The organism is Bradyrhizobium sp. A5 (genome assembly GCF_042076515.1).
GTDB classification, from domain to species: domain Bacteria; phylum Pseudomonadota; class Alphaproteobacteria; order Rhizobiales; family Xanthobacteraceae; genus Bradyrhizobium; species Bradyrhizobium cosmicum.
In genome coordinates, this window is sequence record NZ_CP148990.1 from 879,121 (window position 1) to 891,046 (window position 11,926).

The following is an 11,926-nucleotide window of genomic DNA, read 5'->3' on the forward strand; positions in this document are numbered from 1 at the left end:
CCGGCTATGACAAAGGCTATCTGAACCCCTCGGCCACTCGAGCAACTTTCCCTCCTGATTTCAGCTTTTTGCTGACTTCTTTTTTGGATTGCGGCATCAGTCCACCGAGTGCCGCTTCGATGTTCCTTACCATCGCAAGCAGACGCGGTCCAATGTCGTTGATCAAACGCTCTTCCGTGAAGCGGAATGCGGGCGCGCCGCAATTGAATGCGTAAGGGCCGGTTCCATCGTTGAGCCTGAGCGCGACGCCGGCGGCGCCGATGTCGTCATGCCAGTCGCCGACGGAAATCGCGAAGCCGTGTTTCGCGACGGTTTCGCCGGAACGCTCCAGTCCGTCGCGCATCTTGGGCCAGCGACTGCCGTAATGTTCGCGCAGGATGCGGGATACTTCGGCGCGATTGTCTTCGTCGAGCGCCCAGAAATAGGCGCGGCCCATCGCGCTGGTTGCAATCGGCACGCGAGAGCCGACGTCCAGTTGAACGCCGACGGTCTCGCTGCCGCGGCTTTGCCCGAAATAGATCATGCTGTGACGGTCGCGACCGCCGATCGCGACGGCTCCTCCCGTCGCGCGCATCATTTCCTCGCGGAACGGCTCGGACAAATGCCGAACACCGAGATTGGCCAGCGCGGCGTAACCGAGCGCCATCGCGGCTGGCGCGAGCTGATATTTCTCGAAACGGGGAACCGGCGTCAGGTAGCCAAGCTTCGTCAATGTGTAGGTCAGCCGCGACACTGTCGGTTTCGGCAGATTCGTGCGGGCCGCGATTTCCTGGTTGCCGAGAAGGCCGTCGCTGGGGTGGAATGCGCGCAATACATCAAGTCCGCGGGAAAGCGCGACGACGAAATTCCGGTCGGTCGCTGTCTTCTTTCCTGTACGCTTCATCCCTGATCTGCTTCTTGCGCGGAGTCGTTGACAACGTCCGTGCTTCAAAATAACCCTGCCGTCAAGATGCGGAATTAAATTCCGCACCGCGAAACCGAACAAAAGTACATCCCCACCAAGGAGGGACACCGTGAGCGAAGTGGTCAAGCTTGAGCGTCATGACGAAGTCGGGATCGTCACGGTCAACAGTCCTCCGGTCAATGCGCTGAGTGCCGCAGTCCGCGGTGGAATCCTGGAATGCATCAAGGCCGCAATCGCCGATCCCGCGATCAAGGGCATCGTTCTCACCTGCGCCGGCCGCACCTTCATCGCCGGCGCCGACATCACCGAATTCGGCAAGCCGCCGAAGCCGCCCGGCCTCAACGAAGTGCTGGCCGAGATGGAGGGCTCGCCGAAGCCGATCGTGGCCGCAATTCACGGCACCGCGCTTGGCGGCGGCCTCGAGGTCGCGCTGGCCTGTCATTTCCGCGTGGCTGTCAAAGAGGCAAAGCTCGGCCTGCCCGAGGTGAAGCTCGGCCTGCTGCCGGGCGCCGGCGGCACCCAGCGCCTGCCGCGCGCGGTCGGCCCCGAGCTCGCCGTCAAGATGATCGTCGGCGGTGACCCCATTGGCGCTGCGGAAGCGCTGAAGAACGGCCTGATCGAGGAGATCGTCGAAGGCCCGGCTTCCGGTGGTGAGGCTTTCGTCCGCAAGCTGCTCGCCGAGAAGCGTCCGCTACGCCGGCTGCGCGACGACGATTCCAAGCTTGCGGCGGCGAAGGCCGATCGTTCGATCTTCACCAATGCGGTCGCTTCGATGACCAAGAAGTCGCGCGGCCTGGAAGCGCCGTTCGCGGCGGCCGACGCCGTCGGCTATGCCATCGACCTGCCGTTCGACGAAGGTCTGAAGAAGGAGCGCGAGGGCTTCTTGAAGCTCGTCGCCAGCGACCAGTCCAAGGCGCAGCGCTACGCTTTTTTCGCCGAGCGCGAGGCCGCCAAGATTGCGGGCGTCCCTGAAGGCACCAAGTCGCGTCCCGTTAACCGTGTTGCCATTCTCGGCGCCGGCACCATGGGCGGCGGCATTGCGATGTCCTTTGCCAATGCCGGCATTCCCGTCACCCTGATCGAGACCGGCGAGGAGCAGCTCAAGCGCGGCCTCGGCATCATGCAGAAGAACTGGGAAGCGACCGCCGCGCGCGGCGGTATCCCGGCTGACGCGCCGGCCAAGCGCATGGCGCTGATCACCGGCGTCGTCGGCATCGAGAATGTCGGCGATGCCGACCTCGTCATCGAAGCCGTGTTCGAGACCATGGCGGTCAAGAAGGAAGTGTTCGGCAAGCTCGACCAGTACGTCAAGCCGGGCGCCGTGCTCGCCTCCAACACCTCGTACCTCAACATCGACGAGATCGCGAAGGCGACCAGGCGTCCGCAGGACGTGCTCGGCATGCATTTCTTCTCGCCGGCCAACGTCATGAAGCTGTGCGAGATCGTCCGCGCCGACAAGACCGCGCCGGACGCGCTGGTGACTGCCGTGACCATTGCGCGCAAGATCGCGAAGGTGCCGGCCGTGGTCGGCGTCTGCGACGGCTTCGTCGGCAACCGCATGCTGGCGCAGCGTGGCAAGCAGTCCGAGAAGCTTTTGTTCGAAGGTGCGCTGCCCCAACAGGTCGACGCCGTGGTCACGAAGTTCGGCATGCCGATGGGACCGTTCGCGATGGGCGATCTCGCCGGCCTCGACATCGGCTGGCGCTCGCGCAAGGACCGCGGCATCAAGTCCGAGATCGCGGACGCGCTGTGCGAGGCCGGCCGCTTCGGCCAGAAGACCGGCAAGGGCTATTACAAGTACGAACCCGGCTCCCGCTCGGCGCTGCCGGATCCCGAGGTCGAGAAGCTGATCGACGAGACGCTGCTCCGCCTCGGCCGCAAGAAGCGCATCGTCAGCGACGACGAAATCCTCGAGCGCATGATGTATCCGATGATCAACGAGGGCGCGAAAATCCTCGAAGAAGGCATCGCGGCGCGTCCCTCCGACATCGACGTGGTCTGGCTCTACGGCTACGGCTGGCCGATCTATCGCGGCGGCCCGATGTTCTGGGCCGACACCGTCGGCCTCAAGCACATCGCCGATCGCCTGGCCTTCTACGCCAAGGAGACCAACGATCCGAGCCTCGAGCCTGCGCCGCTGCTGAAGAAGCTCGCGGCCGAAGGCAAGACCTTCGCCTCGCTGGCGGCGGGCTCGAAGGCGGCGTGATTACGGTCGCCGGCGTTCGTGGCTACCCCCTTCCCCAACCCTTCCCCACAAGGGGGAAGGGAGCCTGGGCAGTTTGCCCGCCTCACTGCAATCAAGATCGTTAATGACCCATCCCGGCGAACAGTTTTATCCCGAAGGCGTGCATTGGGACGACACCATCGTCCAGGGCACGCTTCCTGACTTGTTGTCGAACGCCGCCGCGAATTACGGCCCGCGCACCGCGCTGGAATTCCGCGATCGTCCGATCACCTATACCGGGCTCGCTGCCATGGCCGAGCGCGCGGCTGCCGCCTTTCTCCGCGCCGGGTGCGGCAAGAACAGCTCCGTCGCGCTGTTCCTCGGCAACACGCCCGATCACCCCGTCAATTTCTTCGGTGCGCTGAAGGCGGGCGCCCGCGTCGCGCATCTCTCCCCGCTCGACGGCGAGATCGCGCTGACCCACAAGGTCTCGGACTCCGGTTCGCGCCTGCTGGTCACGTCCAACCTCGCCGCGCTGCTGCCGACGGCGCTGAAATTCCTGGAGAAGGGCCTGATCGACCGCCTGGTCGTCTGCGAGGACGATCATTGGGGCAAGGTCGGCACGCCGCAGGCAGCGATTCCCAGCGATCCCCGCATCGTCACCTTCAAGGCCTTCGTCGAGGGCGCGGCTGCGCCGGCGCAATGGCCTGTTGTCACGGCCGATGACGTCGCGCTGCTGCAATATACCGGCGGCACCACCGGCCTGCCCAAGGGCGCGATGCTCACCCACGGCAACCTCACCTCGGCGGTGTCGGTCTACGACGTCTGGGGCAAGCCGTCGCGAGCGGCGCGTGGTGACGTCGTCGAGCGCGTGATCTGCGTGCTGCCGCTGTTCCACATCTACGCGCTCACCGTCGTGCTGCTGTCGTCGCTCAGCCGCGGCAATCTGATCTCGCTGCACCAGCGCTTCGACGTCGAAGCCGTGATGCGCGACATCGAGGTCAAGCGCGCCACCTACTTCCCGGGCGTGCCGACGATGTGGATCGCGATCGCCGCATTGCCCGATCTGGACAAGCGTGACTTCTCCTCGCTCGCCACGATCGGTTCGGGCGGCGCGCCGCTGCCCGTGGAGATCGCCAATTTCTTCGAGCGCAAGGTCGGCAAGAAGCTGCGCAGCGGCTGGGGCATGACCGAGACCTGCTCGCCCGGCACCGGCCATCCGCCTGATGGCCCCGACAAGCCGGGTTCGATCGGCCTGATGCTGCCCGGCATCGAGCTCGACGTCGTCTCGCTGGACGATCCCACGAAGGTGCTGCCGCCGGGCGAAGTCGGCGAGATCCGCATCAAGGGCCCGAACGTCACCAAGGGCTACTGGAACAAGCCGAAGGAATCCGCGGAGTCCTTCGCCGACGGCCGCTTCCTCACCGGCGACATCGGCTATGTCGACACCGACGGCTATTTCTTCCTGGTCGACCGCAAGAAGGACATGATCATCTCCGGCGGCTTCAACGTCTATCCGCAGATGATCGAGCAGGCGATCTACACCATATCAGGCGTGCACGAGGTGATCGTGCTCGGCATCCCCGACCAGTATCGCGGCGAGGCCGCCAAGGCCTTCATCAAGCTCAAGCCGGACGCAAAGCCGTTCTTGCTCGACGATCTGCGCGCGCAGCTCGCCGGCAAGGTCGGCAAGCACGAATTGCCGACCGAGGTCGAATTCGTCGACGAACTGCCGCGCACGCCGGTCGGAAAGCTGTCGCGCCACGAATTGCGGCAGCAGCAGAAACCGGCACAATCCACTCCATAAACAAGAGAGCTCACAGGAGGATCCGATGGATCTCGCATTCACGAAAGAAGAGCAGGCGTTTCGCGAGGAAGTGCGTTCGTTCTTCCGCGACAACGTGCCGCCGGACACGCGGCGCAAGCTGGTCGAGGGCCGCCACCTCTCGAAGGACGAGATGGTGACGTGGTGGCGCATCCTCAACAAGAAGGGCTGGGGCACCAGCCACTGGCCGACGCAATATGGCGGCACGGGGTGGACCTCCGTGCAGCACTACATCTTCAACGAGGAGCTGCAGTCCTATCCCGCGCCGCAGCCGCTCGCCTTCGGCGTCAGCATGGTTGGCCCGGTCATCTACACCTTCGGCAACGAAGAGCAGAAGAAGAAGTACCTGCCGCGCATCGCCAATGTCGACGACTGGTGGTGCCAGGGCTTCTCCGAGCCCGGCTCCGGCTCCGACCTCGCCTCGCTGAAGACCAAGGCCGAGCGCAAGGGCGACAAGTGGATCATCAACGGCCAGAAGACCTGGACCACGCTGGCCCAGCACGCCGACATGATCTTCTGCCTCTGCCGCACCGACAACAATGCCAAGAAGCAGATGGGCATCTCCTTCATCGTGTTCTCGATGAAGTCGAAGGGCGTTACGGTGCGCCCGATCCAGACCATCGACGGCGGCGTCGAGGTCAACGAAGTGTTCTTCGACGACGTCGAGGTGCCCTACGAGAACCTGATCGGCGAGGAGAACAAGGGCTGGGATTACGCAAAATTCCTGCTCGGCAATGAGCGCACCGGCATCGCGCGCGTCGGTGTCTCCAAGGAGCGGCTCCGCCGCATCCGCGAACTCGCCGGCAAGGTCGAATCCGGCGGCAGGCCGATCATCCAGGACGCTGCCTTCCGCGAGAAGCTGGCGGCTTGCGAGATCGAGCTGAAGGCGCTCGAGCTCACCCAGCTGCGCGTCGTCGCCGACGAAGGCAAGCACGGCAAAGGCAAGCCCAATCCGGCCTCCTCGGTGCTGAAGATCAAGGGCTCCGAGATCCAGCAGACCACCACCGAACTCTTGATGGAAGTGATCGGCCCGTTCGCCGCGCCTTTCGACGTGCACGGCGACGACGGCTCCAACGAAGCCATGGACTGGACCGCCCAGATCGCGCCGAGCTACTTCAACAACCGCAAGGTCTCGATCTACGGCGGCTCCAACGAGATCCAGCGCAACATCATCGCCAAGGCGGTGCTGGGACTCTAGGCGTCATTCCGGGGCGCGACGAAGTCGCGAGCCCGGAATCCATAGCCACGATCGGGAGTATGGATCCCGGGCTCGCGCTGCGCGCGCCCCGGGATGACGAAGCCAGACAATTTCGGGTACGAGGAACCAAAGAACATGGATTTTGATTTGACCGAGGAGCAGCGGCTTCTCAAGGACAGCATCGACGGACTCTTGACCGATTCCTACGATTTCGAGAGCCGCAAGAAGTACATGAAGGAAAAGGGCGGCTGGAGCAAAGCCGTCTGGGGCAAGCTCGCCGAGCAGGGCCTGCTCGGACTTCCCTTCGCGGAAGCCGACGGCGGCTTCGGCGGCGGCGGTGTCGAGACCATGATCGTGATGGAAGCGCTCGGCAAGGCACTGGTGCTCGAGCCTTATCTCGCAACGGTCGTGATCGGCGGCGGCTTCCTGCGCCACGCCGGCACCGACGCGCAGAAGGCCGCGCATGTGCCCGGGATCATCGACGGCAGCAAGACGCTCGCTTTCGCCCAGCTCGAGAAGAACTCGCGCTATGATCTCTTCGACGTCACCACGACCGCGAAGAAGAAGGGCGACGGCTGGGTCATCGACGGCGAAAAATTCGTCGTGCTCAACGGCGAGAACGCCGACAATTTGATCGTCACCGCGCGCACCAAGGGCGGCCGCCGCGACACCAGCGGTATCGGCGTGTTCCTGGTTCCGGCGAACGCGAAGGGCGTGACCAGGAAGTCATACCCGACCCAGGACGGCCTGCACGCCGCCGACATCACCTTCACCGGTGTCGAGGTTGGTAGCGATGCCGCGCTCGGCAATCCCGAGGACAGCCTCGCGCTGATCGAGCGCGTGGTGGACGAGGCCCGCATCGCGCTCTGCGCCGAAGCGGTCGGCCTGATGGACGAGTCGCTCAAGACCACGGTCGAGTACATCAAGACGCGCAAGCAGTTCGGCGTCGCGATCGGCTCGTTCCAGAGCCTGCAGCATCGCGCCTCCGACATGTTCGTCGCCGCCGAGCAGGCGCGCTCGATGTCGATGTTCGCGACCATGGCCGGTGATTTCGAGGACGCCAAGGAGCGTACCAACGCTATCGCCGCGGCCAAGGTGCAGATCGGCAAATCGCTGAAGTTCGTCGGACAGCAGGCGATCCAGCTCCACGGCGGCATCGGCATGACCATGGAGGCGAAGATCGGCCACTACTTCAAGCGCCTCACCATGATCGAGAACTCGTTCGGCGATACGGACTATCACCAGCGCCGCGTCGCGGATGCGGGTGGGTTGATCTAGGCCACCGCCGTCATCCCGGGGCATCGCGAAGCGATGAGCCCGGGATCCATCGGGCGTCTTCACGCGCGGTGAAATGGATTCCGGGCTCGCGCTTCGCGCGCCCGGAATGACAAAGGAGAGAGCAACACCCATGAAAAACACCCCGTTCGATCTCACCGGCAAGGTCGCAATCGTCACCGGCTCCAGCCGCGGTATCGGCCGTTCCTCCGCCGAACTGCTCGCAAAGCTCGGCGCCAAGGTCGTGGTGTCATCGCGCAAGGCGGAAGCGTGCAAGGAAGTCGCCGACGGCATCAACGCTTCCGGCGGCGACGCCACCGTCATCCCCTGCAACATCGCGCGCAAGGCCGAGGTCGAGGCGCTTGTCTCGGGGACGATCAAGCACTACGGCAAGATCGACATCCTCGTCTGCAATGCCGCCGTCAATCCCTATTACGGCCCGCTGCTCGACATCACGGATGAAGCCTTCGACAAGATCATGGGCAGCAACGTCAAGAGCAATATCTGGCTCTCGGCGCTGGCGATCCCGCAAATGGCCGAGCGGGGCAACGGCTCCGTCGTCATCATCTCCTCGATCGGCGGCCTGCGCGGCTCCACGGTGATCGGCGCCTACGGCATCTCCAAGGCCGCCGACTTCGCGCTGTGCCGTTCGCTCGCCGGCGAATGGGGCCCGAAGGGCGTCCGCGTTAACTGCATCGCCCCCGGCCTCGTCAAGACCGATTTCGCCCGCGCCCTCTGGGAAGACGAAGCCAACCTCAAGCGCCGCACCGCCACCACCCCGCTCCGCCGCATCGGCGAACCCGACGAAATCGCAGGCGCAGTCGCCTACCTTGCCTCGGATGCGTCGAGCTTCATGACGGGCCAGACCATCGTGATCGACGGCGGTGTGACGACGGCGGCGGTGTAACCGCTACCACTTGCAATTGCACCGCGACGCGGCTTCACTTACCCTCCCCTGGAGGGGGAGGGTCGCTCGCGCGTAGCGTGAGCGGGGTGGGGTGAAGCCACGGCAATGGTCTCAACATCAATCCGCCGCGCCGCCGCGAAGAGGCTGAGAGCGAACACGACGCCGCATGAGCGGATTCTGTGGCGTGCCCTCAAGGAATTGCCGATCGAAGGCTCCCACTTCCGTCGACAAGCCCCCATCGGCCGTTACGTCGTCGACTTCTTCTGCCCGGCCAAGAGTCTCATTGTTGAACTCGATGGTGGCCACCACAACGAAGACGAGACAGCCAAGCGAGACGGTGCGCGGCAGAGCTGGCTCGAGAACGAAGGCTATCGCGTCATCCGCTTCTGGAACTCGGAGATCGCGGCCGATCTGACGGCTGTGCTCGAGCGAATCTATGTCGAGCTCTATGGATCGCGCGAGGCGGAAGCTACACCGTTGAAGCACCGCCGCACCTAGACTAGACGGGACGCGGCTTGTTTACCCTCCCCTGGAGGGGGAGGGTCGATCGCGCGTAGCGCGAGCGGGGTGGGGTGAAGCCGCAAAGGCGGTATCACCGGATCGAAGAAACGCTACAGACAACAAGGAGCAACACATTCGCGGACAGTCTGTCACCCCACCCCGGTTCGCATTCCGCTTCGCTGCATGCGACCCGACCCTCCCCCTCCAGGGGAGGGTAAGCGAGAGCCCTACCTTGACCTTCCGCCTCCAATCCGCTCCCTTTGGCCCGACACAATGATCCTCTCACGGGAAACGCCGAGCCAAACGCCAGGGTAGCTACCATGTCTTTCGTCCTCGCCATCGACCAGGGCACCACCTCCTCGCGCGCGATCGTGTTTCGCGGCGACATCTCCATCGCGGCGAAGGCGCAAGCGGAGTTTCCGCAGCATTTTCCGGCCTCGGGCTGGGTCGAGCACGAGCCGGAGGACATCTGGACCTCGACCGTGATGGTCTGCCGCGATGCGATCGCGCAGGCCGGCATCACCGCCAGGGACATCGCCGCGATCGGCATCACCAATCAGCGCGAGACCACCGTGGTGTGGGACCGCGCCACCGGCCAGGCCGTGCACCGCGCCATCGTCTGGCAGGACCGCCGCACCGCCGACATTTGCGCAAAACTGAAAGCCGACGGCCACGAGCCGGTGATCTCGGAAAAAACCGGCCTGATCATCGATCCTTATTTCTCCGGCACCAAGGTCGCATGGATCCTCGATCACGTCCCCGGCGCGCGGGGGCGCGCCGCGCGCGGGGAGCTGATGTTCGGCACCGTCGATTGCTACCTGCTCTGGCGCCTCACCGGCGGCAAGGTGCACGCCACTGACGCCACCAACGCCTCGCGCACGCTGCTGTTCAACATCCACACCGGACAGTGGGACGACCAGCTGCTTGAGATCATCGGCGTGCCGCGTTCGATGCTGCCCGAGGTAAAGGATTCCTCGGCCCATTTCGGCGAAAGCACGCCGGACCTGTTTGGCGGCGCGATTCTCATCTCAGGCATCGCCGGCGACCAGCAGGCCGCGACGATCGGCCAGGCCTGCTTCCGCCCGGGCATGATGAAGTCGACCTACGGCACCGGCTGCTTCGCGCTACTCAACACCGGCACCACGCCGGTGGCCTCGAAGAACAAGCTGCTTACCACCATCGCCTATCAGCTCGACGGCAAACGCACCTACGCGCTCGAAGGCTCGATCTTCGTCGCAGGCAGCGCGGTGCAATGGCTGCGCGACGGCCTCGGCATCATCAAGCACGCCGCCGAGACCGGACCGCTTGCCGATCAGTCGGACTCGATGCAGAGCGTCTACCTCGTCCCGGCCTTCGTCGGCATGGGCGCACCCTACTGGAATCCGCGCGTGCGCGGCGCGCTGTTCGGCCTCACCCGCAACACCGGCCCGGCCGAGCTCGCCCACGCCGCGCTGGAGAGCGTCTGCTACCAGACCTTCGACCTCTGGGCCGCGATGCGCGCGGACTGGCCGAGCTCGGACACCGCCAGCGTCGTGCTCCGCGTCGACGGCGGCATGACCGCATCCGACTGGACCATGCAGCGTCTGGCGGATTTGCTGAACGCGCCGGTCGATCGTCCGGTGATCCAGGAGACCACGGCGTTAGGTGCCGCCTATCTCGCCGGCCTCCAGGCCGGCGTCTATCCCGAGCCGACCAAGTTCGCCGACAACTGGCGCCTCGAGCACCGCTTCAAGCCGGCCATGAGCCAGGCGACGCGCGAGCGGAAGCTGGCGGGATGGGCGAGGGCGGTGAAGGGCGTGCTGGCGAGTGACGAGGGGGAGGGCTGATACGCTATCCACGGCGTCGTCCCTGCGAACGCAGGGACCCATACCGCGAGGTCTGTCGATGGAGAACGGAGCCAATCCCGAACGACCAATCTTCTTCAAACCGCTCCCTGTGGATATGGATCCCGGATCTGCGCTTCGCTTGTCCGGGATGACAACGGAGTGTGTAGCGCCAGTTTCGGCGTCTCTCGCGATGAAGTGGAGTCAGCAAGGATGATCCTTCCCGACGGATATTCCGACGTCCCGGCTGGGAAGATCGCCGCCGTCGTCACCCATCTGGAGATGAAGGCGCGTCCCGAGCCCCGCGACGATCCGCCAGGTAGCTGGACCCTGCGCAAGGTCGATGCGCCCGCGCTTTACTGGTACCGCGATCTCCACCGCCGCGTCGGCGAGGAGTGGCTGTGGTTTTCGCGGGCGCGCATGAACGACGCCGAACTTGCCGCGATCATCCACGCGCTGGGAATCGAAGTCCATGCACTGGTCGTGGACGGCCGCGATGAAGGCCTGCTCGAACTGGACTTTCGCGAGCCCGGCCAGTGCGAGCTGGTCTATTTCGGCGTCACCGCCGGGCTGATCGGCACCGGCGCCGCCCGCTTCCTGATGAATCGCGCGCTGGAGATGGCGTGGTCACGCGATGTCAGCCGCGTCTGGGTGCACACCTGCACCTTTGATCATCCGTCAGCCGTTGCGTTCTACCAGCGCTCCGGCTTCCGCCCGTTCCGCCGCCAGATCGAGATCGCCGACGATCCGCGCCTCGACGGCACCGCGCCGCGCGATGCAGCGCGGCATGTGCCGATCATCGAGTAGTGTGTATCTGCTTCCCCGCATTCCGCTCCGCTCCATGCCAGCTACAAGCTCAAAACACCTCCTGCTCCGCCCTCGCCAGCGAAAACCCGCGCTGCATCGCATTGAAGCACGTCAGTCCCGTCTGCTCCGACCGGCACGTAAACCCCGCGCGCTGCCACACCTCGCCATAGGCGAGCACCGGCAGTGACGGGTCCATGATGGTGTCGCCGGCACAGATGCGCCCCGCGGCTCCCTTCGCACTCATCTCGAAGGCGTTGCCCCATTCGAGTTCGCAATCGGCGGGCCGGCGCGGGCGGCTTTCCAGGTTCATGATATCGCAACGAAGAACACCCTGACCGTTGTCGGTGAAGGACTGACAGGCGACGTTTTTCGATGGCGTCTGGAAGCCGATCGGGCGGTCCTGGGCGTGGGCGAGGTTTGCAGCGGAGAGCAAGACACCCAGAATGACAGGCCAGAAATATCGCATGAGATCGTGCCTCGACCCAGAATCGTCATGCCCGGACTTGATCCGGGCATCCATCA

At 64.6% G+C, this 11,926-nt stretch carries 10 protein-coding genes; 8 read left to right on the forward strand and 2 right to left on the reverse strand.

The features are described 5' to 3' along the window. Positions 1–16: 16 nt before the first annotated feature. On the reverse strand, positions 17–883 hold the full coding sequence (locus WHZ77_RS04070; protein WP_375314654.1) for an IclR family transcriptional regulator: 867 nt from the start codon (positions 881–883) through the stop codon (positions 17–19). 130 nt (positions 884–1,013) lie between these two features. Here WHZ77_RS04070 and WHZ77_RS04075 point away from each other — a divergent pair, with 130 nt between their 5' ends. The 8 genes from WHZ77_RS04075 (at position 1,014) to WHZ77_RS04110 (ending at position 11,404) form a co-directional block, all read left to right on the forward strand. Then, a complete protein-coding gene (locus tag WHZ77_RS04075) occupies positions 1,014–3,110 on the forward strand; it encodes a 3-hydroxyacyl-CoA dehydrogenase NAD-binding domain-containing protein (protein ID WP_375312509.1) in 2,097 nt (698 codons plus the stop codon). Positions 3,111–3,213: 103 nt separating this feature from the next. Then, complete coding sequence (gene pimA / locus WHZ77_RS04080; RefSeq protein WP_375312510.1) at positions 3,214–4,875, forward strand: dicarboxylate--CoA ligase PimA; 1,662 nt, start codon at positions 3,214–3,216, stop codon at positions 4,873–4,875. A 25-nt stretch (positions 4,876–4,900) separates the two neighbouring features. Further along, positions 4,901–6,091, forward strand: coding sequence for a pimeloyl-CoA dehydrogenase large subunit (gene pimC / locus WHZ77_RS04085; RefSeq protein ID WP_375312511.1), 1,191 nt, complete (start codon positions 4,901–4,903; stop codon positions 6,089–6,091). Positions 6,092–6,226: 135 nt separating this feature from the next. Further along, entirely contained in the window at positions 6,227–7,369 is a 1,143-nt protein-coding gene (gene pimD, locus WHZ77_RS04090; RefSeq protein WP_375312512.1) for a pimeloyl-CoA dehydrogenase small subunit, read from the forward strand. Positions 7,370–7,499: 130 nt separating this feature from the next. Then, complete coding sequence (locus WHZ77_RS04095) at positions 7,500–8,273, forward strand: SDR family NAD(P)-dependent oxidoreductase (RefSeq protein ID WP_375312513.1); 774 nt, start codon at positions 7,500–7,502, stop codon at positions 8,271–8,273. Positions 8,274–8,378: 105 nt separating this feature from the next. Further along, positions 8,379–8,771: an endonuclease domain-containing protein gene (locus WHZ77_RS04100; RefSeq protein ID WP_375312514.1), complete on the forward strand. Its 393-nt coding sequence runs from the start codon at positions 8,379–8,381 to the stop codon at positions 8,769–8,771. Between the two features lie 323 nt (positions 8,772–9,094). Beyond that, a complete protein-coding gene (gene glpK / locus WHZ77_RS04105) occupies positions 9,095–10,600 on the forward strand; it encodes a glycerol kinase GlpK (protein ID WP_375312515.1) in 1,506 nt (501 codons plus the stop codon). A 210-nt stretch (positions 10,601–10,810) separates the two neighbouring features. Continuing rightward, complete coding sequence (locus WHZ77_RS04110) at positions 10,811–11,404, forward strand: GNAT family N-acetyltransferase (protein ID WP_375312516.1); 594 nt, start codon at positions 10,811–10,813, stop codon at positions 11,402–11,404. Positions 11,405–11,453: 49 nt separating this feature from the next. On the opposite strand, the gene WHZ77_RS04115 is transcribed toward WHZ77_RS04110, so the two are convergent. Next, positions 11,454–11,870 (reverse strand): DUF6636 domain-containing protein, encoded by a 417-nt coding sequence (locus WHZ77_RS04115; protein WP_375312517.1) that lies wholly within the window; start codon positions 11,868–11,870, stop codon positions 11,454–11,456. Positions 11,871–11,926 lie beyond the last annotated feature (56 nt).